The sequence below is a fragment of the Streptomyces sp. NBC_00094 genome, from assembly GCF_026343125.1.
Classification (GTDB): domain Bacteria; phylum Actinomycetota; class Actinomycetes; order Streptomycetales; family Streptomycetaceae; genus Streptomyces.
Window position 1 is genome coordinate 6,581,073 of sequence record NZ_JAPEMB010000001.1, and the last position, 22,758, is coordinate 6,603,830.

Below are 22,758 nucleotides of genomic sequence, written 5' to 3' on the forward strand. Positions count from 1 at the left end.
AGCCCCACCGACCGCCCCGGTCCCCGCGCACGCCGCGGGGCCCGGGGCCGTCGTGCTGATCAACCCCAACACCTCCGCGGAGACGACCGCGATGATGACCGCCATCGCCCGGCGGACCCTGGGGGCGCCGGGGGCGGGCCCGCGGGCGTCGGGCGCCCCGGCGGGTGCCCTCTCCGTCCGCGGCGTGACCGTGACCCGGGGCCCGCGCATCCTCACCGACCCCGCCGCCCTGCGCGCCGCGGCCCCCGAGGTCCTCGCCGCCGGTCTCCGCGCCGCGGCCGCGGACGACTGCGCGGCGCTCCTCGTCGGCGCCTTCGGCGACCCCGGCCTGGAGGAGCTGCGCGCGGCGACCGGCCTTCCCGTGGCGGGCCTCGGCGAGGCGGCCCTCCTGGAGGCCGCCGCCGACGGCACCCCCTTCGGCATCGCGACCACCACGCCCCTCCTCGCCGACGCCATCGCCGCGCGGGTGGCGGCCCTCGGCCTCGGCGACCGGTACACGGGCATCCGGCTCACCACCGGCACCCCCGAACGCCTCTCCGCCGACCCCGCGCTGCTCCTCGACCGGCTGGAGCGAGCGGTCCGCGCCTGCGTCGAACGGGACGGGGCGCGCGCCGTCGTCATCGGCGGCGGCCCGCTGGGCGAGGCCGCCGAGGAACTCCACGCCCGGTGCGCGGTCCGGGTGGTGGCCCCGATCCCTGCGGCCTGCCGCGCGATCCGCCACCACCTGTCCCGCTGACTCCCCTCACCGCTCCACCGCGATTCGCCACCACCTGTCCCGCTGACTCCCCTCACCGCTCCACCGCGATTCGCCACCACCTGTCCCGCTGACTCCCCCTCACCGCTCCACCGCGATCCGCCGCCGGCACTCCGGGGCCAGCGCCGGGTAGGCGGCGGCGATCGCCTCGTACAGCCGCCGGCGCAGCAACCGCTCGGCGTCCCCGCGGCCGGTCTCCCCGTACAGCCCGTCGAGGAGCGTCTCGTACCGCGAGAGAGCGGCCCGCAAATAGCTCACCTGCCACCGCTCCAGTCCGCCCTGCGGCCCGCCCCCGGGGCCCCGCGCGCCCAGCAGCTGCCGGTGGCGGACCGCCCGGCGCTCCAGCTCGGGTCCGGGGAGCAGCGGCACCTTGATCGGCTCGGCGCGGATCGCGGTGAGCACGGCGGCCCTCCGCCGCTCCGCGTACAGCCCGGCGGCCGCCGACCGGGCCTTCGGGAGCAGGGAGGCGGCGGTGAACTCGGCCGTGCGCTCCACGGTCTCGATCCGGGCCAGGAGGTAGAGCCGCACGGGCGCGAGGGACCAGCGGCGCGGATCGCGGCCCTGCACGTCGGGTGAGCCGAGCAGGTCCCGCACCATCGAGTCGGTCCAGCCGCGTCGGCGCACGCCGGCGAGCGTCACATAGGTCGTACGGTCCGTCATGATTCCCCCAAGAATCGACTACTCAGCGTGACGATTCCAGTGAAGCGGACGCCACTGACAACGCCCCCTTGTCGAGGTCGCCGCCGCTGTGCGATATAGGTCTGGACCTTTTCGACGGACGGAGGGCCTCCCGTGCAACGCCCGCTCCCCACACGCCTGTTGACCGCAGCCCCAGTGCTCCTCCTGCTCGTCCTCTCCGCCTGCTCGGGCGCCGCCGAACCGCCCCCGAAGGACACCCGCGCCCCGACCGTCCCCACCGGCGTCACCGCCACCGCGGGCAGCGCCACCACCGTCCACGTCATGTGGAGCGCGGCAACCGACGACCGAGCCGTCACCGGCTACGCGGTCTACCGCGAGGGCCGCAAGGTCAAGGACCTCCCCGCCACCACCCTGATGACCGACGTCGTCGGACTCACGCCCGCCACCCGCCACACCTTCACCGTCCGCGCCCGCGACGCCGCCGGAAACGCGTCGCCCCCGAGCCCCGCCGTCACCGCGACCACCCTGCCCGCGAACGCCGAGGACCGCACGCCCCCCACCGCCCCGGGCGCGCTGCGCGCCACCGCCGACGGCAGTCGCGCCGCCACCCTCCGCTGGACCCCCGCCCGCGACGACACCCGCGTCACCGCGTACGACGTCTACCAGGCCGACACCCGCGTCCACACCGCCCCCGGCACCGCCACCACGGCCCGCGTCACCGGCCTGCGCCCCGGCACCGCCTACGCGTTCACGGTCCGCGCCCGCGACGCCGCGGAGAACTCCTCCCCGGACAGCCCCCGCGTCGAACTCACCACCGCATCCGCCCCCGGCGCACCCCCGAACACCGCACCCGGAGACCTCACCACGACGGCCGGCAAGGGCGAGATCACCCTCACCTGGACCCCGCCGGACACGGGAGCCCCGGTCACCCACCACGAACTCCACCTGAACGGCCGTTTCACCACCACCATCGTCTGGGGCACCACCCCACCCCCCGGACGCGCCACCTACACCTTCCCGGTCCAGGACCCCCCGGGCACCCGCTACACCGTCACCCTCCGCGCCCAACTCCCCGACGGCACCTGGGGCGACTTCTCGGCGCCCCGCGTGGTGGTGGTGCGCTGACCGGAACGTCCTCGTATGCACGTAATCGTCTTCCCGGAATTACCCTGGGAAGCGTGGCCGAGACCGTTCTCACCAACACCGGGCTCGACAGCTTCCTCGACGGAACGCCCGAGCGCCGCGACCCCGTCTTCACGCGCGCCGCCGAAGCGGTGCTGGGACTGCTCGCCCTGCGCGGGGCGGACCGGGGGAGCGGGCTCCCCGAGCCGACGCCCGGGCTCGTGCGGCACCTCCTCGTGGAGGACCTGCCGACGTTCGTGTACGCCGCGCCCGGGGAGCTCGGCGTGTATCCGGCCGTCCTCGGGGCGCTCGCCGCGCGGTTCGACGGCGGGCGGGGCGAGCAGGTCGTCGCCGTCGTCGCGGAGGCCGCGCCCGACTTCGAGCGCGCCATGAACGACCCCGGCAACCTCACCTGGCACCGCTGGTACGCCTCCCTCCTGCGGACCTGCGGCACCGATCTCGCCGACCCCGAGGACGTACGCCGCCGGCTCGCCGCCCTCGACGGCGCGCCGCTCCCCGACGGGGTGCGCCGGGCCGACCTCATGGGCCGGACGGCCCTCGCCGACGTCCTGCTCGCCGAGGCCCTCACCCGTGCGTACGTACGCGACGCCGAGGCCGCACCGGCCGCCGGCCCCCTGCTCACCGACCACGCCGTCGCGACCGGCATCGGGCAGGTGGCCGCCGCGCTCCTGGACCGGTGGACCGCCGCCGGGCTCGCCGAACAGCTCGCCGGGCCGTACGCGCGCTTCGCCCCCGGCCCCGACGCCTTCCCCCACCTCGTCCTCGCCGACGCCCTCCTCGACGAGCACCTCGACTACTACGGCGACCCCGCCGCCCCCGTACCCCCGCCGCCGGCCGTCGAGAACCCGACCGTGCCCGGGGCCGTCGAGGAGGACGCCGACGCGCTCGCCGCCGCCGTCGAGAGCCTCGCCGAGGGCGCGTTCGGGCCCTACGGAGGCGAGGCGCCACACCTGCTGTACGTGATCTACCAGCGCGGCTGCTCCGCCGAGTCCGTCGCCCGCAAGGCCGCCGAGTACGAGGACTGGACCGTCGACCCCGCCGTCGAGGACCTGCCCGTCCCCGTCCCGGCCGAGGCGCCCGACGCGTACACGACGCCACCCCTGGCGGAGCTCGTACGACTCCTCGGGGCGCCGGAGCTGACCGAGGCCGACCGGGAACGGCTCGCCCGACCCGCCCGCGACCTCGCCGCGGTCGTCGACCGGCTCGCCGCCACCGGCCTGCTCCACCGCACCGGCGACGCCTTCGGGCTCACCCCGCGCGGCGCGGGCGTCCTGCGCTATCTGCTCCGAGTGCGCGGGATCGCCGCACCGGACTCCCGTGAGACCGCGGCCTGGGCCGCGCCGACCCTGGTCGCAGCCGCCACCGGCTGGTCCGCGTCGTCCGCCGCACGGGTGCTCGGCGACTGGCTCCGCGCGCGCGGGGACGGCGCCGACGCCTGGTCCCAGCTGCTCGCCGCCCTCGGCACCACTCACACGGGCACCACCGACGCGGCCGACGCGCGGGGCCTCCTCGCCGTCCTGGACACCGGCACCGCCCCCGCCGAGGCCCTCCGGGGCGCCCTGCGCGACCCGGCGGTCGGCGAGTACGTCCACGAGGTCCTGCGTGCGAGGGGCGAGCGGGCGGACCACCTCCAGGTCCCCACCTCGGCACGGGCCCTGTACGTCCTTGACGCACTGCCCGGCAAGAAGGGGCCCCTGGAGTCCCGCCGCGCCGCCTTCGACGCGGCGGCGGCCGCCTGGCCCGGCGGCTCCGCCGCCCTGGTCCGGGCGATGGCCGAGGCGGACCGCCACGAGACGGCCCGGGTCCTCGGCCCCCTCGGCATCACCGTGCCGTAGGCCGCGGGGTCACCCCGCCGTCAGGTACATCCCCGAGGCACCCGAACCCGCCGTGTTCTTGCAGCTGTGGTTCCCGGTCGGCCTGGCGTGGACGAGGCCCAGGCACCGGCCCATGGCCTGCTGACCGTACGCGTTCGGGTGCATCGACTCCTGGACGAGCCCCTGCGTGCTCTGGCTGTCGATCCAGCGCGCCCACTCGCTCGTGGTCGCCGACGCCGGCACGGTCGACGTGACCTGCTTGCTCGCCTTCGCGCAGACCTCACGCCCCTGGAGCGCGTCCCGCAGGTCCATGAACTGCACGCCCTTGGCCACGGCGACCCCCTTCAGCCGGTTCGCGAGCTGCGGGACCAGGGAGTCCCGCGCCCAGTCGGAGTCCGCGTTCCAGAAGGGGCAGCCGCCGGTGTTGGTACGGGACCAGCCGCTCTCGCCGTACCGGTTGTCGGCGGCGCGCGGGATGGGGGAGGGGTACGACTGGAGCACGATCCGGTAGTCCGACGAGGAGTACCCCGCGCCCGTCATGACCGCCCGGATCTCGTCGACCGACCGGCCGACGTCCGCCATCACGCCGTCGATCTTCGCGTCGACCTCGGCCTGCTGGTCGTCGTGGCAGTACGAGTACCAGACGATGTAGTCCTTCGCGCAGGTGGCGATGATGTCGGCGAAGCCCAGGTCGTTGCCGCCGATGGAGAGCGCGATGAGCTCCACGTCGTGCGAGGCGGCCACGGCCGCGAGCTGGTCGGCCTGCGGGGCCTCGCCCTTGTAGGCCTGGCCGCCCTGGGAGGCCCGGAAGACGTTGTCCGTGGTCGCCCCGGAGCAGGCGAGGTTGATCAGGGAGGAGGCGATCGCGCCGGCGCTCTTCACCTCGGCGGTGTCCGAGCGGTGACAGCCGCCCGCGGTGGTTCCGTACACCCGGGACGGGTCGTAGGCGCTACCCGTCCAGGCCCGGTCGGTGCCGTTGCGGCTGCCGGAGTTGGTCAGGCTGTTGCCCTGCCAGCGTCCGGCCTCGCCGGAGATGTAGCTGTCGCCCATGGTGACGACGGCGGTGGGGCCGGTGCCGGAGGAGGCTGAGGCGGTGGGAGCCCCGAAGGAGGCGAGCCCGGCGGCGGTACACAGAGCCAGGATTCCGCGCAGGGCGCGGTGGGGGGTCGAAGGCATGGCTGTGCTCCTGCGGTGTGAGGTACGCAGATGTGGGGGACAGCCGCCGGCCGGTGGCATGGCGGAATCTCGCACGGCGTGGCTTGTTACCGCTAGGTAGCTGCATATCTCGGTTCCGTCACGTCACCTGTGAGGAGCCAGGGAATGCGACAGGGCTCTGCCCCTGGTGTCCGTGCGGACACCAGGGGCAGAGCCCTGTGCGGAACGCTGTTCGGTTCGCTGTTCGGCCGCTGTGCGGTCAGCCGACCAGCTGTTCGTAGGCGGGGAGCGTCAGGAAGTCCGCGTAGTCCGCGTCGAGGGAGACGTGCAGGAGCAGGTCGTGCGCCTGCTGCCACTTGCCGGCCGCGAAGGCCTCCTCGCCGATCTCCGCGCGGATCGCGGCGAGCTCCTCGGCGGCGACCTCGCGGGCCAGCTCCGGAGTCGCCGACTTCCCGTTCTCGAAGACGACGCCCGCGTTGATCCACTGCCAGATCTGCGAGCGGGAGATCTCGGCGGTGGCCGCGTCCTCCATCAGGTTGAAGATGGCGACGGCGCCGAGGCCGCGCAGCCACGCCTCGATGTAGCGGATGCCGACCTGGACGGCGCTGACCAGGCCGTCGTACGTGGGCCGCGCGTCGAGCGAGTCGATCGCGATCAGGTCGCCGGGCGCGACGGAGACGTCCTCGCGGAGGCGGTCCTTCTGGTTCGGCTTGTCGCCGAGGACGGCGTCGAAGGAGGCCATCGCGATCGGGACCAGGTCCGGGTGCGCGACCCAGGAGCCGTCGAAGCCGTCGCCGGCCTCGCGGTCCTTGTCGGCCTTGACCTTCTCGAACGCGACCTTGTTGACCTCGGCGTCCTTGCGGGACGGGATGAACGCCGCCATGCCGCCGATCGCGTGCGCACCGCGCTTGTGGCAGGTGCGGACGAGGAGTTCGGTGTACGCGCGCATGAACGGGGCTGTCATCGTGACCGCGTTGCGGTCCGGGAGGACGAACTTGGCGCCGCCGTCACGGAAGTTCTTGACGATCGAGAAGAGGTAGTCCCAGCGGCCGGCGTTCAGGCCGGCGGCGTGGTCGCGGAGCTCGTAGAGGATCTCCTCCATCTCGTACGCGGCCGTGATGGTCTCGATGAGGACCGTGGCGCGGACGGTGCCCTGCGGGATGCCGACGTACTCCTGTGCGAAGACGAAGATGTCGTTCCAGAGGCGGGCCTCCAGGTGCGACTCCGTCTTCGGGAGGTAGAAGTACGGGCCCTTGCCGAGGTCGATCAGACGCTGGGCGTTGTGGAAGAAGTAGAGGCCGAAGTCGACGAGCGCGCCGGGGACCGGGCGGCCGTCGAAGGTGAGGTGACGCTCCTCCAGGTGCCAGCCGCGCGGGCGCATGACGACCGTCGCGAGCTCGTCGGCGGGCTTGAGGGCGTACGACTTGCCGGAGCGCGGGTCCGTGAAGTCGATGTTCCGGGTGTACGCGTCGATCAGGTTGACCTGACCCAGGACCACGTTCTCCCAGGTCGGCGCCGAGGCGTCCTCGAAGTCGGCGAGCCAGACGCGGGCGCCGGAGTTGAGCGCGTTGATCGTCATCTTGCGGTCGGTCGGGCCGGTGATCTCGACACGGCGGTCGTTCAGGGCCGCCGGGGCCGGTGCGACCTTCCAGGAGTCGTCGGCGCGGATCGCCGCGGTCTCCGGGAGGAAGTCCAGAGTGGACGTACGGGCGATCTCGGCGCGACGCTCCGCCCGGCGGGCGAGGAGCTCGTCCCGGCGCGGGGTGAACCGCCGGTGCAGTTCGGCGACGAAGGCCAGGGCGGCCTCGGTGAGCACCTCCTCCTGGCGGGGGAGGGGTTCGGCATCGACGACGGCCAGGGGGGACGGCGCTGGTGCGGACATGAACTGTCACTTCCTTCAGCGGACTTCACGGGCGGTGCCAGGCGGCCGCCGGGCGTCGCGGGACGGCACGGAGTGCCGCAGGCGCCGAGATACGGCCGCGAGCGCCCTCTGAACTGACAGGCGCTTCTGAACAGTGGATACTAGTTTCCTCATGGTGGAAGTTCAATGGTTTGTTGATGTCGAGATTCTCCGGATCGACAGAACATGGCTCGGGGTGCCACGGCCCGTGCCGCACCGCTCACTCCCGGTCGCTCACTCCAGGTGGGCCAGATCCGCCTCCGTGTCGATGTCATAGGGCTCGGCCACATCCGAACAGTCCACCGGCGTGATCGCATCCCGGTGCGCCGCCAGATAGTCCCGCGCGCCCCGGTCGCCGACCGCGCCCTCGGCGATCCCCGCCCAGTGGCCGGCGCCGAACAGCACCGGATGGCCCCTCTCCCCGTCGTACGAGGCCGCCGCCAGCGAGTCCCGCGAGCGGCACGCCGCGCGGACCCGGGCCACCGCCGCCGGTCCGATCCCCGGCTGATCCACCAGGAACACCAGCGCCGCGTCCACCCCGCGCGGATCCGCGGCCAGTGAGGCGAGCCCGACCCGCAGCGAGGAACCCATCCCCTCGCCCCACTCCGGGTTCTCCACGACCACGCACCCGGCCAGCTCGGCCCGCTCCCGTACGACATCGCCCGCCGCGCCGAGCACGACGTGCACCACCCCGCACCCGCCCTCGCGCAGGACGCGCACCGCGTTCTCGACGAGAGGCCGCCCCCGGTGGGGCAGGAGCGCCTTGGGCCGTCCGCCCAGTCGCCGCCCGCCCCCGGCGGCGAGAAGCAGTCCGGCCACGAGCGGGGTTCGATCCTCGGTATCAGTCATGAAGCCTGCATACCTCATGACGCGGAATCACACGCTCGCCTGAATTCCCCCCATGGAGGGTGGCGCGGCGGGGTGGCGAAGGAGTTAACTGGCCCGCGGCTCCCGGCGCCCGACCGCCGCCCGCTGGGTCGGCTCGGAGTGTGTCCGGCATGTTCGGGGTGTTCTGCGCACAGTGTCGTGCGAGGGGGAGAACCATGTTGCGAAGCGTGGGGCAGAGGCGAGTGAGCGGCGAGGGTGTGGACCCCAGGGTGGCCGAACTGCGGTCCGCCGTGTCCCGGCTCAGGCGCGAACTGGCAGGCCATCGGGTCGAGTTCGCCGATCGCGGTATCGCCGAGGACGAGCTTGCCGCGCTGGACGCCATGGCGCTCGGCGGTGTCCCCGAGGTGCGGCGGCTGCGCAGGTCCCTGCTGCTGATCGCCGGCTCGATCGGCTCCGTGAGCGCGTTCGCCGACGGGCTCGCCGCGGTCCGCCGCGCCGTCGAGCGCTTCGGCCCGCCGCCGCAGGGCCCTGTGGGCTGAGGCCGCCGCCGGGCGCCGGGCAGGCCCTACCGGCGGATCAGCCGCCGGGCCGTCGCCGCTGCCACCGCCGCCGTGCGCGAGTCCACGCCCAGCTTCGCGAAGATGTGCACCAGGTGTGACTTCACCGTCGCCTGGCTCAGGAACAGCGCCTTGCTGATCTGCTGGTTCGACAGGCCCTCGCCCACCAGCTGGAGCACCTCCAGCTCCCGCTTCGTCAGCGCCTCCGCCGGTGTCCGCATCCGGTCCATCAGCCGGTGCGCCACCGCCGGGGCCAGCGCCGACTGGCCGGCCGCCGCCGTCCGTACCGCCGCCGCCAGCTCCTCCGGCGGCGCGTCCTTCAGCAGGTAGCCGGAGGCGCCCGCCTCCACCGCCGCCAGGATGTCCGCGTCCGTGTCGTACGTCGTCAGGACCAGCACCTTCGGCCCGCCCGGCGCCGCCGTGATCGCCGCCGTCGCCTCCGAGCCGTGCATCCCGGAGCCGAACTGCAGGTCCATCAGGACCACGTCCACGCCCCCGGCGGCGGCCAGCTCCACGGCCCGCTCGGCCGTGGCGGCCTCGGCGACCACCGTGAAGCCCGGCTCGGTGTCGAGGACCGCGCGCAGGCCCGCCCGTACCACCGGGTGGTCGTCGGCGAGGAGAAGCCTGATGGTGGTCATGCGGAGACTCCAGCGGGGAGAGGGAGGGACACGGCCACCGCCGTGCCCTGACCGGGTGCCGACTCGACGGTGAACGTGCCGCCCAGCGACTCGGCCCGGGAACGCATCGCCGGAAGACCGAAGCCGGCCTCCGAGGACTGCCGTACGGAGCCCGGATCGAAGCCCTTGCCGTCGTCGACGACGTCCAGGGTCACCGAGGCGTCCATGAACGACAGCGTGATCTCGGCCCGCGAGGCCGAGGCGTGCCGCACGGTGTTCGCGAGCGCCGACTGCGCGATCCGCAGCAGAGCCACCTCGTACGGGGTCGGCAGCTCGACCGGCGTCCCGCTCACCGAGAACCGGACCCGCGGCCCGACCCCCGGCTCGCGCAGTCGTTCCAGCGCGGCCGCCAGTGAGCCGTGTTCCAGGTCCGGCGGCGACAGCGCCCGGACGAACCGTCGCGCCTCCGCCAGGTTGTCCTGCGCCGCCTGCCGCGCCCCGTCGATGTGGCCCGCGGCCGGCGAGTCCGGCGGCAGCACCCGCTCGGCCGCGCGCAGCAGCAGCTGGATCGAGGACAGGCCCTGGGCGAGCGTGTCGTGGATCTCCCGCGCCAGCCGCTCGCGCTCGGCGAGCGTCCCCGCGTGCCGCTCGGCCGCCGCCAGCTCCGCCCGGGTCTCGATCAGCTCCTCGATGAGCCGCCGCCGCCGCTCGCTCTCCCGGTACAGCGCCTGGTAGCCGAGGACGGTCGCCACCGCGACGGCCCCGCCCAGCAGCGGCCCGATGAAGACCCCGGGGTTCAGCGGGGCGCCGTGCCCCACGTACGAGAGGATCGCCGCGCCCGCGGTCAGCGCGACGGCCGGCAGCGACCAGCGCGTCGGCAGCAGGTGCAGCTGGAGGAAGTACAGGGGGAAGGCCACCCAGAGCGCGTCGGGAGTCAGCCAGAGCAGTCCCAGCCAGGACGCGCCCAGGACGCCGAGCCAGACGGCTGCGGCCCGCTGCGAACTGCCCACGGACGGCAGGAGCGAGCCGGCCGCGTAGACCGCGCCCACGACCACCGCCATCACCGTCCCGGCGGCCGAGTCGGCCCGTACCGCCGCGAGGACGAGGAGGCCGGCCATCAGCAGATGCAGGCAGAGGCGCAGTGCGCGCAGGGCGGGGGTGAGGGAGCGAGGATCCATGTCCCCTCCAGCGTAGACAGCGGGCGGACGGGGAACGGACAATCCGGACTCAACCGAAAGTTTGATTGCGGGGCAATCCGTGGCGCGATGCCCCGACCGCCCCTCTCGCACCACTCTGGTCAGCATGTTCGTGGCATGGAGAGACCTGAGATTCGCCAAGGGGCGATTCGCCCTCATGGGCACCGTGATCGTGCTGATCACCCTGCTCGTGGGGTTGCTGTCCGGGCTGACCGCCGGGCTCGCGCGAGAGAACATCTCCGCGATCACCGGCCTGCCCGCCGACCGGCTCGCCTTCGCGGCTCCGCCGGCCGGGCAGTCGGTCTCCTTCACCAACTCGACGGTGACGGAGGACCAGTGGAGCCGGTGGGCGGAGCAGCCCGGTGTGACGGAGGCCGCGCCGCTCGGCATCCGGACCCTCAACGGCGCCGCCGGAGACCGTACGGCCGCGGTCTCCGCCTTCGGTACGGAGCCGGGGACGGGTCTCGCGCCGGAGAGCGGCAAGCTCGGCCCCGGCAAGGCGGTCCTCTCGGAGTCCGCCGCCGAGGAGCTGGGCGTGGGAGTCGGCGACGCGCTGCGCCTCGGCCCCCTGGAGGCCACCGTCGTCGCGGTCTCCGGTGACGCCTCGTACAGCCACACGCCGGTCGTGTGGACCTCCCTCGACGACTGGCAGAAGCTCGGCCACAACGGCACCACCCCGGAGGAGCAGGCCACCGTCATCGCGCTGAGCGGCAGCGGGGCCGACTGGGCGGCCGGTGACAAGGCCGCCGGGACCGAGGCGCGGACCATCGACGACGCGCTCACCGCCATAGGGTCCTACCAGGCCGAGAACGGCTCTCTCCAGCTCATGCGCGGCTTCCTCTTCGCGATCTCCGCGCTCGTCATAGGGGCGTTCTTCACCGTCTGGACGATCCAGCGCAGCGGCGACGTCGCCGTCCTGAAGGCGCTCGGCGCCTCCACCCCGTACCTCCTCAGGGACGCCCTCGGCCAGGCCGTCCTCATGCTCACCGCCGGCACCCTGCTCGGCACCGCCCTCGCGGTCGGCATCGGGGCCCTGGTCAGCGGCGGGAACGTGCCCTTCGTCCTGGAACCGCTCACCGTCCTCGGGCCGGCGGCCGTGATCATCGTGCTCGGTGTGCTCGGCGCCGCCCTGTCCATCCGGCGGATCACCGCCGTCGATCCCCTCACCGCCCTCGGGAGCGCCCGATGAGCCTCGTCCTCGACGCCGTCACCCTGACCTATCCCGACGGAGACGGCCGGCTCACCGCCCTCGACTCCGTCTCCCTGACCGTCCCCGCGGGCACCCTCACGGCGGTGGTCGGCCCGTCCGGCTCCGGCAAGTCGAGCCTGCTCGCCGTCGCCGCGACGCTGGTGACCCCGGACCGGGGGCGGGTCGTCGTCGCCGGTACGGAGACCGGGCCGCTCACCCCGGCCGCCCGCGCCGAGCTGCGGCGCGAGCACATCGGGATCGTCTTCCAGCAGCCCAACCTGCTGCCCTCGCTGAGCGCGGCGGAGCAGCTCCAGGTGATGGCGCACCTGTCGGGGCGGGCGCCGAAGTCGGTACGCGCCCGGGCCATGGAGCTGCTCGACGCGGTGGGCCTCGCGGAGCAGGCGCACCGCCGTCCGCACCAGCTCTCCGGCGGTCAGCGCCAGCGCGTGAACATCGCGCGGGCCCTGATGAACGAGCCGTCCGTGCTCCTGGTCGACGAGCCGACGAGCGCCCTGGACCACGAGCGGGGCTCGGCGGTGATGGACCTGCTGGCAGGCCTGACGGCGGAGCGCGGCACGGCGACGGTGCTCGTCACCCACGACAGGACCCACCTGGCCCGCACGGACCGCACGGTGACGGTCCAGGACGGGAGGCTCGCGGACTCGATCCCGGCCTGAGGGCCACGGGACCGGCCTGAGGCCACGCGATCGGGCGGCGGGCCGCGGGACCGGCCTGAGGGCCACGGGACCGGGCGGCGGGGCCGTCGGGGTCAGCCGAACCAGACCACCACGCGGACGTTCCCGTCCCCGTGGGTGGTCGCGAGTTCGCGCATCGCGGCCCAGACAGCGCCCCAGCTGCCGTCCGGTGGGGCGAACATGCGGGCGGTGAGCGTCACGGGGCGGTACACGGCGCCCTTCCAGTGGACCTCGCCGCCCTCGGGCCACTCCGGTGGCATCAGGTCCTCGCCGAAGATCTCCTCCGCCAGGTCGAGGACCTCGATCGGCGTCCAGGACACGTGGTCCAGGACGAGTGCGCCGTCCGGGCCCGGCTGCCATACGCCGATGCGGTCGTAGGCGGCGCCGTCGGTGAGCGGCGCGTCCCAGTCGACGGCCGCGACCTCGGCCCAGGTGGCGTACGAGTGGCCGTGGTGCAGCTCCTCGCAGGTGCTGGGGACGTGGTCGGAGACATCGGGCGGACATCCCCGCTGGTCGAACAGCGCCTGTCGCACCTGCAGGGCCCCGCCGAAGCCGAAGAGGCACTCCCATGCGTACCGGTCCCGCCCGAGCGCAGGGTCCGGCAGGTCGAGCGCGATGGCCCAGCGGCCACCGCGCTCGCGTACCTCGATCACACCGTCTATGTCCGTCCCCACGGCGACGAGCCTAAGGGCCTCTCGTCACAGCAGACGGCACTCAGCCCTGGCCGTTGCCCGCCGTGCTGGCGAGCGCCACCGACAGTTCGCGGGCGACCTGCTGGAGGATCGGGACGATCTTCTCCGTGGCCGCTTCGGTGACCCGGCCCGCCGGGCCCGAGATGGAGATCGCCGCGGCGGTGGGGGAGTCGGGGACCGGCACCGCGAGGCAGCGGACTCCTATCTCCTGCTCGTTGTCGTCGACCGCGTACCCGGTCGCGCGGACCGCTTCGAGGGCGTCCAGGAAGCCGTCCGGCGTGGTGATCGTCTTCTCGGTGGCGGCCGGCATGCCGGTACGGGCGAGCAGCGCGCGCACCTCCTCCGCCGGGGTGTGCGCGAGGAGCGCCTTGCCGACGCCGGTCGAGTGCGGCAGGACCCGCCGGCCGACCTCGGTGAACATGCGCATCGAGTGCTTGGAGGGCACCTGGGCGACGTACACGATCTCGTCCCCGTCGAGCAGCGCCATGTTGGCGGTCTCGCCGGTCTCCTCGACGAGCCGCGCCAGGTAGGGGCGGGCCCAGGTGCCGAGCAGGCGGGAGGAGGACTCGCCGAGACGGATGAGGCGGGGGCCGAGCGCGTACCGCCGATTGGGCTGCTGGCGTACGTAACCGCAGGCGACGAGGGTGCGCATCAGCCGGTGGATGGTGGGGAGGGGCAGTCCGCTGCTGGCGGAGAGCTCACTCAGCCCGACCTCGCCCCCGGCGTCGGCCATCCGCTCCAGGAGGTCGAAGGCACGCTCTAGGGACTGGACGCCACCGCTCGCTGCGGCGGGCTTGGCGGCGTCGGTGGTGCTGGCGCTGGACGTCGGCACGTCAACGGTCCTTTCGGGGCAGGCGGGCAAGTCAGCAGCCTACCGGGCCACCGGCCGGGGCACCTGGTCCCGGTACCGGCGTACGGGCCGGTCAGGGGGTGTTTGTCCGGTGTCGGGGAGGGCCCGGCGGGGTCCGGGTCTGCCCCACATGTGTGGAGCTACGTTCTACTGTACGGAATTTCCATTCCACTTTGTGGAAACATCCAAGTCGGGTTCGCCGACGGCCGATGCTGGAAGTGTGCCCTTGACGACATGTCGTCCGGAAGTGAAGACTCCTTCAACAGTTCGTTGAATTTCTGGTTCTCGTTGAAGTGCTTGAAGAAGGGGTACGGGTGGACGTCAACCTGGTCCTGCGCTCGACTCGCGTCATCACCCCCGAGGGGACGCGCCCGGCGTCGATCGCCGTCTCCGGAGGGACGATCGCGGCCGTGCTGCCGTACGACGCCGAGGTCCCGGCCGGTGCCCGCCTGGAGGACGTCGGCGACGACGTCGTCCTGCCCGGTCTGGTCGACACCCACGTGCACGTGAACGACCCCGGCCGCACCGAGTGGGAGGGCTTCTGGACCGCCACCCGCGCGGCCGCCGCCGGCGGCATCACCACCCTGCTCGACATGCCGCTCAACTCCCTGCCGCCGACCACCACCGTCGAGAACCTGCGGATCAAGCAGGAGGTCGCCCGGACCAAGGCGCACGTCGACGTCGGCTTCTGGGGTGGCGCCCTGCCCGACAACGTCAAGGACCTGCGCCCGCTCCACGACGCCGGGGTCTACGGCTTCAAGTGCTTCCTGTCGCCGTCCGGCGTGGAGGAGTTCCCGGAGCTGGACCAGGAGCAGCTGGCGAACTCGCTCGCCGAGATCTCCGGCTTCGACGGCCTGATGATCGTCCACGCCGAGGACCCGCACCACCTCGCGGCCGCGCCCCAGAAGTCCTCCGCCGCGTACGCCGACTTCCTCGCCTCCCGCCCCCGGGACGCCGAGAACACGGCGATCGAGAACCTGGTCAACCAGGCCCGCCGGCTCGACGCCCGCGTGCACGTCCTGCACCTCTCGTCCTCCGACGCGCTGCCGGTCATCGCCGCCGCCAAGGCCGAGGGCATCAAGATCACCGTCGAGTCCTGTCCGCACTTCCTCACGCTCACCGCCGAGGAGATCCCGGACGGCGCCACCGAGTTCAAGTGCTGCCCGCCCATCCGCGAGGCCGTCAACCAGGACGCCCTCTGGCAGGGACTCGCGGACGGCACGATCGACTGCATCGTCTCCGACCACTCCCCGTCCACCGCGGACCTCAAGACTCCCGACTTCGCCTCCGCCTGGGGCGGCATCTCCTCCCTCCAGCTCGGCCTGCCGGCCATCTGGACCGAGGCCCGCCGCCGCGGCCACTCCCTGGAGGACGTCGTCCGCTGGATGTCCGAGGGCCCGGCCCGGCTCGCCGGACTCACCCGCAAGGGCGCGATCGAGGCCGGCCGTGACGCCGACTTCGCCGTCGTCGACCCGGACGCCACCTTCACCGTCGACCCGGCCGAGCTCCAGCACCGCAACCGGATCACCGCCTACGCGGGCAAGACCCTCAGCGGCGTCGTCGCCTCCACCTGGCTGCGCGGAGAGCGGATCGTCGACCGCGGCACCCTCGCCGATCCCTCCGGCCGCCTCCTCGAAAGGAACAACTGACGTGTCCGTCATACCCAGCTTCACCGGTGACGCGAGCCCCTACGGCGGCGGCGACCCGTACGCCGACTACCGGACGGCCGAGTTCCCCTTCACTCGGTACGCGGACCTCGCCGACCGCCGCCTCGGTGCGGGTGTCGTCGCGGCCAACGACGAGTTCTTCGCCGAGCGCGAGAACCTGCTCAAGCCCGAGCCCGCCGAGTTCGACCCCGAGCACTTCGGCCACAAGGGCAAGATCATGGACGGCTGGGAGACCCGCCGCCGCCGTGGCGTCTCGGCCCAGCAGCCGCACCCCACCTCGGACGACCACGACTGGGCGCTCGTACGGCTCGGCGCCCCCGGCGTCGTCCGCGGCATCGTCCTCGACACCGCCCACTTCCGTGGCAACTACCCGCAGGCCGTCTCCGTCGAGGCCACCTCGGTCGCCGGCTCGCCCTCGCCCGAGGAGCTCCTCGCCGACGACGTGAAGTGGACGACGCTCGTCCCGCGCACCGCCGTCGGCGGACACGCCGCCAACGGCTTCGCCGTCGACGTCGAGCAGCGCTTCACGCACCTGCGCGTCAACCAGCACCCCGACGGCGGCATCGCCCGCCTCCGCGTGTACGGCGAAGTGGCCCCGGACCCGCGCTGGCTGGCCGTCCTCGGCACCTTCGACCTCGCGGCGCTGGAGAACGGCGGCCAGGTCGAGGACGCCTCCGACCGCTTCTACTCCCCGGCGACCAACACCATCCAGCCGGGCCGCTCCCGCAAGATGGACGACGGCTGGGAGACCCGCCGCCGCCGCGACAAGGGCAACGACTGGATCCGCTACAGCCTTGCCGCCGAGTCCGAGATCCGCGCCGTCGAGATCGACACCGCGTACCTCAAGGGCAACAGCGCGGGCTGGGCCGCCCTCTCGGTCGCCGCCGAGGGCTCCGAGGAGTGGACCGAGATCCTGCCCCGAACCCGCCTCCAGCCCGACACCAACCACCGGTTCGTGCTCGACGCCCCGGCGGTCGGCTCCCGGATCCGGATCGACATCTACCCGGACGGCGGCATCTCCCGCCTCCGCCTCTTCGGCTCGCTCACCGAGGCCGGCGCGGCGCGGCTGACGGCCCGCCACCAGGAGCTGGGCGGCTGACGGCCCCGCCACCAGGAGCCGGGCCGCTGACGCCCCTCTCCCCATGAACTGGGCGGGTACGACACCGTTCCTAATCGGTGAGCAGGAGTGAGTCTTGGACCCATACCTGGTCACTGCGGGCATCCCGAACGGTTTTGGGTGCCCTGGTCGCCCGCTTTCGCTCCGCGTCCGGTTGCACGGATCGTGTCCGTGGTCCGGGGATGCGGGGGCGGGTTCCCTCACGCCCCCGTGCACCACGACCGGCCTGGACGGTCCGATGCCCACGGCGATCGCTCTGGTCGTCGTGGGGCGGTGCCGTCCGTCGCCGGATCGGGTGCCCGAGGGCGCGTCGCCCGATCGCGATGCCAGCGGCATCGTGACGGGACATCTTTCGCTTGTTGCTGGTGAGGGGCTCGCGCCAGTGCTGGTCGCCCCACATCGACGTGTACGCCGGGTCGACGGCGACGATCGCGAGGTTCTGCTCGGCGGCCATCGACACCAGCCGGGCTTTGAGCTTCCCGGTCGGCATGCCGGAGATCAGCTGACGGAACCTTTTGCGTCGGCCGTGCTTCTCGCGGGTCTTCTCCTGCGCGAAGTCCAGGTCCTCGATGCCGATCGCTTTGACGCCGCACCTCTTGGCCCAGTGCAGCAGGCGGATGATGGCGTGCCGGATCTGCGCGTCCCGGTGGTCCGCCGACCCGCTGAGGTCGTAGGGGAAGCGGTGTGGTTCGCCGACCGGGTTGCCGTGCCGGTCGAGCAGGTAGGCCGCGAAGTGGTCCGCGTTCGTGTCCACGCCGACCACGCCCTGGGCGCGGGCCGCCTGCAGCGGGATCGTCTTCACCACCGGGCGGGACCAGGCAGCGGTGAGGTACCAGCGGCTCCGCGCTGCTTCGTAGTGGATGCGGTAGGCCACGGCGCGGTTGCCGCTGATGCGGTCTCGCCACTCGTCGCCACGGTGCTGGAACTGCACCTTGGAGGCGAGGACGTACCGGCCACGCGGCGCATTGGCCAGGTGAGCGAGCGGCGCGGGCAGTTTGATAGAGACCTCGCCGCCGGGAGCGACGCGGATCGTCTCGTTCCCGAAGCGTTTGCCGGACTCTCCATCGGCGGCGAGGAACCAGCGCTCCGCTTCCCAGCGTTCCCGCCACTCCAGCTCGGTGAGCTGGGCGGCCTGGAGGTTGTGACGGTTGCGGGCCAGCTTCTTCCCGCCCCGCACGACGTGCACGACACCTGCCTCCCGGTCGGCGCGAGCCGTGTCGAGACGGTGCTCCAGGGTGTGCAGGCGCCGGGACTTTTGGAACCACTCGCCTTTCGACCGGTAACCACCCGGCGCCTTCTTGGTGCCCTTGTCCCCAATGGGCTGCGACAGGCGGTGCATCAACGTGCGCACACCGGCCTCAAGGCCCTGGATGTGCGCGAGCTGACAGCGACGCGACAGTGCCCACTGATCGTGGGTGGCCTTCGTGATGCTCCCGGCCCAGCGGGAAGACGACTGGGCCGTCAGGCCCTGCTTACGGGCCGCCCACCTGTCCTTGTCGTGGTCGTTGCCGTCCGCGCACCGCTGCTTGAGGTCGAGGGACGCGAGAGAGCCCAGGTGCTCACCAATCAGGCAGAGCACCTTCTCATCCTGCGGGGTGAGGCGCTTGAGCCGGTCCCGGATCGCCACACCAGACGGGCCGAGGGCAACGAACGGCGGGGCGATGGCACGCAGTTGCTTCTTCCTGGACTCAGCCATGCTCGGCCGCCTCAAGGGCCTTGCGGGCACGGTTCTTCGCCGAGCGGCGGCCGTACAGGCGGGCGCAGAACGACGTCAACACGTCCACGATGTCCTGCACCAGGTCGTCATCGACCTCGCCGTCATCCAGAACCACCAGACGGCGGCCGGTGGTGGACAGGGCCGCTTCGACGAGTTCGACGTTCATGCGGCCAAGTCGGTCCCGGTGCTCCACCACCACGGTGGTCACGTCCGGATCAGCCAGCAGCCGACGCGCCTTCGCGCGGGAGCCGTTCATGCCCGAGCCGGTCTCGGACTCGATCCGCACCACCCGGTGCCCGGCCCTGGCCGCCCACTCCGAAAGGCGCGTCACCTGACGGGCCAGATCGTCCTTCTGGTCGTGGGAGGACACGCGGGCGTACAGCCCGACACCGCCCACCACCCCGGGCGTTGCGGCGGCCTCGATGTTCACCAGGATCGTGCGCGGACCCACCCGCTGAGCCGGTACCGGCAACGTCCCCTCACGGAACCAGCGATACGCGGTCTGCGGGTGCACGCCCTGCGCTTTCGCCCACTCCTTGAGGTTCATACATCCGAACGTAACAACACTCATCAAAGTGCACTATCACTCACAAGAGTGACCTGACGAACCAGCAGCTCCCCACCCCGCCCGGCCCGCGAGGGCGCACCGACCCGACAGCACGGTGCGCCCTCGCGCCCCTTTTTTTAGGGCTCGGTTCGCCTCCGGGGCGCTTCAGCCGGGCTCACACCCCCGACCGTGCTCGCCCCCTCCCCCTTTTTCAGGGCTCGGTTCGCCTCCGGGGCGCTCCAGCCGGGCTCACGGCCCCGACCGTGCTCGACCCCTCCTTCGTCGGGGCCTCCGCGCGCTCGGGGCCGTTCCCCCGGCGCGCCCCTTCGGCTCACTCGCCGGTCCCGGGCGTGGACGTCCTCGGACTCGGGGTGGCGGGTCGTACGGGGCAGGTCGCGTACTCCGGATCAGGCCGCGTGCCCGCCGTCCACCGTGAACTCGGCGCCCGTCACGTAGCGCGCCTCCGGGCCCGCGAGGAAGGCGACCATCGACGCCACCTCCTCCGCGGTGCCGAAGCGGCCGAGTGCCGTCATCGCCGCCTGGCCCGCCGCGTACGGACCGTCCGCCGGGTTCATGTCGGTGTCGGTCGGGCCGGGGTGGACGATGTTCGCCGTGATGCCGCGCCCGCCCAGCTCCCGCGCGAGCGCCTTCGTCAGGCCGATCAGCGCCGACTTGCTCGTCGCGTACAGCGTGCCGCCGGGCCCGGGCACCCGCTGCGTCATACAGGTGCCGATCGTGACGATCCGCCCGCCTTCCGGCAGGCGCCCGGCCGCCGCCTGCGAGGCGAGGAAGGCAGCCCGGACGTTCACCGCCAGGACCCGGTCCACGTCCGCCAGGGTCAGCGACTCCAGCGGGCCGAGGACCCCGGCGCCCACGCTGTTCACGAGGACGTCGAGCCGGCCCAGGGCATCCGCCGCCCATTCCACCGCGCCCGCCGCGTCCCCGGCGTCGGCCGCGTCGGCCCGCAGGGGCAACGCCTTCCGCCCGGCCGCCTCGATCCGCGCGGCGACCTCCTGGGCCGCCGCCTCGTCCCGTACATAGGTGAAGGCCACATCGGCGCCCTCCCGGGCCAGACGGACGGCCGTGGCCGCGCCGATCCCGCGGCTGCCGCCCGTCACCAGAACCGCCGTGCCGTTCATCGTGGACATTCCGAAACCTCCATGAGAAGCACCCAGTTGTTGTGGGTTCAATGAAAGTCGGAGGGTCGGCCGGACGCTGGCGGGAATCGGACGCGGACGCCGCCGCCCCGACCACCGATGAGTTCCGCCGAGCGGTGGAGTCGGAAGAGGTGAGACACGATGGACAGGACACGAAAGGCATCCGCCATGGCCACGCTCAGCCTCACCCAGTTCCTCACCCTCGACGGCGTCCACCAGGCGCCCGGCGGCCCGGAGGAGGACCCCAGCGGCGGTTTCGAGCACGGCGGCTGGTCAGTGCCGTTCGGTGACGAGGACTTCGGTCAGTACATGATCGACGTCTTCACCCGCCCCACCGCCTTCCTCCTCGGCCGCCGCACGTACGAGATCTTCGCGGGCTACTGGCCCCGGCACGCCGACCCCGCCGACCCGATCGCCTCCAAGCTCAACGCCCTCCCCAAGTACGTCGCCACCACCACCCTCGAATCCGCCGACTGGGCCGGGTCCACCCTGCTCCGCGGCGACGTGGTGAAGGAGGTCGCCGACCTCAAGGAGAGCCTCGGCGGGGAGATCCAGATGCACGGCAGCGGCGGCCTCGCCCGGACCCTGCTCGACCACGACCTGATCGACACCCTCCACCTGCTCATCTTCCCCGTGATCCTCGGCTCCGGCCGCCGCCTCTTCTCCGACGGGGTGCGTCCCACCGCCTTCCAGCTCACCGACACGCGCACGACCGGCTCGGGCGTCGCCCTCCTCACGTACGAGCTCGGCGGGCGTCCCACCTACGGCAGCTACTGATCTGGGGAAAGCCCCGGAAAGGTGTAGCCACCACAGGATGGTCCGGGTACGGTGATCGCTCCGCGTGCGAGCCGCCGAAGTCTCCACCCCACCCCAAGAGTTGGAGAAACGGCCAGCAATGTCGGTTTCGTCTTCGATCGCCGCACCCGTGACCCTCGGCGCCCCGCGCCGCGCCTGGCTCACCGACCTGCCCGTCCTGCTCGTCGCCGTCGTCTGGGGCGCCAGCTACCTCGCGGCCAAGGGCATCACCACCACCCACACCGTCATCGCGGTCCTCGTGCTGCGGTTCGCCGTGGTGCTGCCCGTCCTCGTCGTCGCCGGGTGGAACAAGCTCCGGGCCCTGACCGCCGCCCAGTGGCGCGGCGCCGCCACCCTCGGGCTGATCCTCAGCGGGATCTTCCTCCTGGAGACGTACGGCGTCGTCCACACCTCCGCCACCAACGCGGGCCTGATCATCAGCCTCACCATGATCTTCACCCCGCTCGCCGAGGCCGCCGTCACCCGGGTGAGACCGCCCCGCGCCTTCCTCGCCGCCGCCGCGCTCTCCGTCACCGGCGTCGTCCTGCTCACCCAGGGCGCCGGCTTCACCGCACCCTCCCTCGGCGACCTCCTCATGCTGCTCGCCGCCCTCGCCCGTACCGTCCACGTCCTGGCCATGTCCCGGATCAAGGCGGTCCGGTCGGCCGACTCGCTCTCCCTGACCACCGTGCAGCTCGGTTCCGCCGTCGCCGTCTTCGCCGTCATCGCGGCCTTCCCCGGCACGGGCGCCTCGCCCTGGGCCACGGCCCTCGACTTCGGCCCCCGCGAATGGGCCGGGCTGCTCTTCCTCTCCGTCTTCTGCACGCTCTTCGCCTTCTTCGTGCAGATGTGGGCGGTCCGCCGCAGCTCCCCGTCCCGGGTCAGCCTCCTCCTCGGTACGGAGCCGCTCTGGGCCGCCGCCGCGGGCATCGCCCTCGCCGGCGACCGCCCCGGAATCCTCGGCCTCGCGGGCGCGATCCTCGTTCTGGCGGGCACCAGTTGGGGCCGCCGGACGGTCGACGCGGACGCCCGATAGGTTCTTCGATCATGAGTTCACTTGCCTACGACACCGCGTTCCGCGCCCGCGCCCTGCGCACCCAGGGCTGGGGCCTCGGCCTCCTCGCCGTGGCCGGCCTGCTCTGGATCTGGTTCGCGATCCTGCTCCTCACCCCGTACGAGGTGGAGCACAACTACAACACGACGACGTGCCACGCCCGGATCAGCGCCGACGACCTCCACGACACCTCGCGGGTCTGCGCGGAGGCGCGCGACTGGCCGAAGCTCCTCGGTTTCCTCGGCGCCTCCGTGCCGTTCGCCGTGGCGGGCTCCGTCCTCACCGCCATCGGCTCCTCCGCGCGCCGGGCGGCCGAGCACCACGCCGAGGTGACCCGACTGGACACCGCGAGCGCCTGACCGCCCGGGGCGCCGACCGTCAGGAGCACCGACCGCCCGGGGCGCCAACCGCCCGGGGCGCCGACCGCCCGCAGCCCCGACCGTCAGGACTTCCGCACCCGGTCCGACACGATCAGGAGGACCAGGCCGAGCACGGCGATCACGATGTTGACGAACAGCTCCCGGCCCTCCATGAACGAGACGTTCTCGGTCAGGAACCGGGTCAGCCCCATCAGTCGGAACCAGCCGTCCGTCAGCTCGCGGATCACCCCGCAGACCCCGAACACGACGAGCAGGAAACCGGCGACCTCCAGGAATCTCTTCATGACTTGATCAT

General features: G+C 72.7%; 23 protein-coding genes. 11 read left to right on the forward strand and 12 right to left on the reverse strand.

The genetic code is table 11. The annotated features are described in order from the left end of the window. The first annotated feature begins 52 nt into the window (after nt 1–52). Entirely contained in the window at nt 53–736 is a 684-nt protein-coding gene (locus tag OG580_RS29240; protein ID WP_267046635.1) for an aspartate/glutamate racemase family protein, read from the forward strand. 99 nt (nt 737–835) lie between these two features. Here OG580_RS29240 and OG580_RS29245 read toward each other — a convergent pair whose 3' ends face one another. Next, a complete protein-coding gene (locus OG580_RS29245; RefSeq protein ID WP_267046636.1) occupies nt 836–1,414 on the reverse strand; it encodes a hypothetical protein in 579 nt (192 codons plus the stop codon). A 159-nt stretch (nt 1,415–1,573) separates the two neighbouring features. Between OG580_RS29245 and OG580_RS29250 the strand changes: the two genes are divergently transcribed. Both OG580_RS29250 and OG580_RS29255 read left to right on the forward strand, forming a co-directional pair. Continuing rightward, nucleotides 1,574–2,518 (forward strand): fibronectin type III domain-containing protein, encoded by a 945-nt coding sequence (locus tag OG580_RS29250; RefSeq protein ID WP_267046637.1) that lies wholly within the window; start codon nt 1,574–1,576, stop codon nt 2,516–2,518. Nucleotides 2,519–2,571: 53 nt separating this feature from the next. Continuing rightward, complete coding sequence (locus OG580_RS29255; protein ID WP_267046638.1) at nt 2,572–4,371, forward strand: hypothetical protein; 1,800 nt, start codon at nt 2,572–2,574, stop codon at nt 4,369–4,371. A 9-nt stretch (nt 4,372–4,380) separates the two neighbouring features. Here OG580_RS29255 and OG580_RS29260 read toward each other — a convergent pair whose 3' ends face one another. From OG580_RS29260 to OG580_RS29270, 3 genes are all read right to left on the reverse strand, one after another. Then, entirely contained in the window at nt 4,381–5,526 is a 1,146-nt protein-coding gene (locus tag OG580_RS29260) for a GDSL-type esterase/lipase family protein (protein WP_267046639.1), read from the reverse strand. A 238-nt stretch (nt 5,527–5,764) separates the two neighbouring features. Further along, a complete protein-coding gene (gene aceB / locus OG580_RS29265; RefSeq protein WP_267046640.1) occupies nt 5,765–7,387 on the reverse strand; it encodes a malate synthase A in 1,623 nt (540 codons plus the stop codon). Between the two features lie 252 nt (nt 7,388–7,639). Beyond that, nucleotides 7,640–8,254 (reverse strand): NTP transferase domain-containing protein, encoded by a 615-nt coding sequence (locus OG580_RS29270; protein WP_267046641.1) that lies wholly within the window; start codon nt 8,252–8,254, stop codon nt 7,640–7,642. A 194-nt stretch (nt 8,255–8,448) separates the two neighbouring features. Between OG580_RS29270 and OG580_RS29275 the strand changes: the two genes are divergently transcribed. Then, nucleotides 8,449–8,772: a DUF5955 family protein gene (locus OG580_RS29275; protein WP_267046642.1), complete on the forward strand. Its 324-nt coding sequence runs from the start codon at nt 8,449–8,451 to the stop codon at nt 8,770–8,772. A gap of 26 nt (nt 8,773–8,798) precedes the next feature. On the opposite strand, the gene OG580_RS29280 is transcribed toward OG580_RS29275, so the two are convergent. Further along, nucleotides 8,799–9,428 carry a response regulator transcription factor gene (locus OG580_RS29280; RefSeq protein ID WP_267046643.1) on the reverse strand — a complete coding sequence of 210 codons (630 nt, stop codon included), beginning with the start codon at nt 9,426–9,428 and terminating at the stop codon, nt 8,799–8,801. Further along, nucleotides 9,425–10,585, reverse strand: coding sequence for a sensor histidine kinase (locus OG580_RS29285; RefSeq protein WP_267046644.1), 1,161 nt, complete (start codon nt 10,583–10,585; stop codon nt 9,425–9,427). Before OG580_RS29285 ends, OG580_RS29280 begins: the two co-directional genes overlap by 4 nt. Before the next feature lie 124 nt (nt 10,586–10,709). On the opposite strand from OG580_RS29285, the gene OG580_RS29290 reads away from it, so the two are divergent. Together OG580_RS29290 and OG580_RS29295 are read left to right on the forward strand one after the other, a co-directional pair. Then, entirely contained in the window at nt 10,710–11,792 is a 1,083-nt protein-coding gene (locus OG580_RS29290; RefSeq protein WP_267046645.1) for an ABC transporter permease, read from the forward strand. After that, the gene (locus tag OG580_RS29295) at nt 11,789–12,469 is read left to right on the forward strand and encodes an ABC transporter ATP-binding protein (RefSeq protein WP_267046646.1); all 681 of its coding nucleotides are present in this window, start codon (nt 11,789–11,791) and stop codon (nt 12,467–12,469) included. Before OG580_RS29290 ends, OG580_RS29295 begins: the two co-directional genes overlap by 4 nt. Nucleotides 12,470–12,561: 92 nt before the next feature. Here the strand turns inward: OG580_RS29295 and OG580_RS29300 are convergent, their stop codons facing one another. Together OG580_RS29300 and OG580_RS29305 are read right to left on the reverse strand one after the other, a co-directional pair. Further along, nucleotides 12,562–13,161 (reverse strand): hypothetical protein, encoded by a 600-nt coding sequence (locus OG580_RS29300; RefSeq protein ID WP_267046647.1) that lies wholly within the window; start codon nt 13,159–13,161, stop codon nt 12,562–12,564. A 40-nt stretch (nt 13,162–13,201) separates the two neighbouring features. Then, a complete protein-coding gene (locus OG580_RS29305) occupies nt 13,202–14,011 on the reverse strand; it encodes an IclR family transcriptional regulator (protein WP_267046648.1) in 810 nt (269 codons plus the stop codon). 332 nt (nt 14,012–14,343) lie between these two features. Here OG580_RS29305 and allB point away from each other — a divergent pair, with 332 nt between their 5' ends. Beyond that, a complete protein-coding gene (gene allB / locus OG580_RS29310; RefSeq protein ID WP_267046649.1) occupies nt 14,344–15,678 on the forward strand; it encodes an allantoinase AllB in 1,335 nt (444 codons plus the stop codon). Nucleotide 15,679: 1 nt separating this feature from the next. Further along, a complete protein-coding gene (gene alc / locus OG580_RS29315; RefSeq protein WP_267046650.1) occupies nt 15,680–16,795 on the forward strand; it encodes an allantoicase in 1,116 nt (371 codons plus the stop codon). 70 nt (nt 16,796–16,865) lie between these two features. Here the strand turns inward: alc and OG580_RS29320 are convergent, their stop codons facing one another. From OG580_RS29320 to OG580_RS29330, 3 genes are all read right to left on the reverse strand, one after another. Next, nucleotides 16,866–18,509: a transposase gene (locus tag OG580_RS29320; RefSeq protein WP_267046651.1), complete on the reverse strand. Its 1,644-nt coding sequence runs from the start codon at nt 18,507–18,509 to the stop codon at nt 16,866–16,868. Then, the gene (locus tag OG580_RS29325; RefSeq protein WP_267046530.1) at nt 18,502–19,077 is read right to left on the reverse strand and encodes an IS607 family transposase; all 576 of its coding nucleotides are present in this window, start codon (nt 19,075–19,077) and stop codon (nt 18,502–18,504) included. The genes OG580_RS29320 and OG580_RS29325 overlap by 8 nt, the downstream gene beginning before the upstream one ends. 407 nt (nt 19,078–19,484) lie before the next feature. Further along, complete coding sequence (locus tag OG580_RS29330) at nt 19,485–20,225, reverse strand: SDR family NAD(P)-dependent oxidoreductase (RefSeq protein ID WP_267046652.1); 741 nt, start codon at nt 20,223–20,225, stop codon at nt 19,485–19,487. A 150-nt stretch (nt 20,226–20,375) separates the two neighbouring features. On the opposite strand from OG580_RS29330, the gene OG580_RS29335 reads away from it, so the two are divergent. From OG580_RS29335 to OG580_RS29345, 3 genes are all read left to right on the forward strand, one after another. Next, a complete protein-coding gene (locus tag OG580_RS29335) occupies nt 20,376–21,011 on the forward strand; it encodes a dihydrofolate reductase family protein (RefSeq protein ID WP_267046653.1) in 636 nt (211 codons plus the stop codon). 118 nt (nt 21,012–21,129) lie between these two features. Beyond that, on the forward strand, nt 21,130–22,065 hold the full coding sequence (locus OG580_RS29340; RefSeq protein ID WP_267046654.1) for a DMT family transporter: 936 nt from the start codon (nt 21,130–21,132) through the stop codon (nt 22,063–22,065). Between the two features lie 11 nt (nt 22,066–22,076). Next, nucleotides 22,077–22,442, forward strand: coding sequence for a hypothetical protein (locus OG580_RS29345; RefSeq protein WP_267046655.1), 366 nt, complete (start codon nt 22,077–22,079; stop codon nt 22,440–22,442). Between the two features lie 83 nt (nt 22,443–22,525). Here the strand turns inward: OG580_RS29345 and OG580_RS29350 are convergent, their stop codons facing one another. Next, nucleotides 22,526–22,747 (reverse strand): hypothetical protein, encoded by a 222-nt coding sequence (locus OG580_RS29350; protein ID WP_267046656.1) that lies wholly within the window; start codon nt 22,745–22,747, stop codon nt 22,526–22,528. Nucleotides 22,748–22,758: the final 11 nt, after the last annotated feature.

What these genes read in the sequence shown, in the direction of transcription:
- OG580_RS29295 (WP_267046646.1), top strand. Translation starts at nt 11,789, where the DNA reads ATGAGCCTCGTCCTCGACGCCGTCACCCTGACCTATCCCGACGGAGAC.
- OG580_RS29340 (WP_267046654.1), top strand. Translation starts at nt 21,130, where the DNA reads ATGTCGGTTTCGTCTTCGATCGCCGCACCCGTGACCCTCGGCGCCCCG.
- OG580_RS29260 (WP_267046639.1), bottom strand. Translation starts at nt 5,526, where the DNA reads ATGCCTTCGACCCCCCACCGCGCCCTGCGCGGAATCCTGGCTCTGTGT.
- OG580_RS29345 (WP_267046655.1), top strand. Translation starts at nt 22,077, where the DNA reads ATGAGTTCACTTGCCTACGACACCGCGTTCCGCGCCCGCGCCCTGCGC.
- OG580_RS29275 (WP_267046642.1), top strand. Translation starts at nt 8,449, where the DNA reads ATGTTGCGAAGCGTGGGGCAGAGGCGAGTGAGCGGCGAGGGTGTGGAC.
- OG580_RS29270 (WP_267046641.1), bottom strand. Translation starts at nt 8,254, where the DNA reads ATGACTGATACCGAGGATCGAACCCCGCTCGTGGCCGGACTGCTTCTC.
- aceB (WP_267046640.1), bottom strand. Translation starts at nt 7,387, where the DNA reads ATGTCCGCACCAGCGCCGTCCCCCCTGGCCGTCGTCGATGCCGAACCC.
- OG580_RS29320 (WP_267046651.1), bottom strand. Translation starts at nt 18,509, where the DNA reads ATGGCTGAGTCCAGGAAGAAGCAACTGCGTGCCATCGCCCCGCCGTTC.
- OG580_RS29325 (WP_267046530.1), bottom strand. Translation starts at nt 19,077, where the DNA reads ATGAACCTCAAGGAGTGGGCGAAAGCGCAGGGCGTGCACCCGCAGACC.
- OG580_RS29280 (WP_267046643.1), bottom strand. Translation starts at nt 9,428, where the DNA reads ATGACCACCATCAGGCTTCTCCTCGCCGACGACCACCCGGTGGTACGG.
- OG580_RS29290 (WP_267046645.1), top strand. Translation starts at nt 10,710, where the DNA reads ATGTTCGTGGCATGGAGAGACCTGAGATTCGCCAAGGGGCGATTCGCC.
- OG580_RS29335 (WP_267046653.1), top strand. Translation starts at nt 20,376, where the DNA reads ATGGACAGGACACGAAAGGCATCCGCCATGGCCACGCTCAGCCTCACC.
- OG580_RS29330 (WP_267046652.1), bottom strand. Translation starts at nt 20,225, where the DNA reads ATGTCCACGATGAACGGCACGGCGGTTCTGGTGACGGGCGGCAGCCGC.
- OG580_RS29350 (WP_267046656.1), bottom strand. Translation starts at nt 22,747, where the DNA reads ATGAAGAGATTCCTGGAGGTCGCCGGTTTCCTGCTCGTCGTGTTCGGG.
- OG580_RS29285 (WP_267046644.1), bottom strand. Translation starts at nt 10,585, where the DNA reads ATGGATCCTCGCTCCCTCACCCCCGCCCTGCGCGCACTGCGCCTCTGC.
- OG580_RS29245 (WP_267046636.1), bottom strand. Translation starts at nt 1,414, where the DNA reads ATGACGGACCGTACGACCTATGTGACGCTCGCCGGCGTGCGCCGACGC.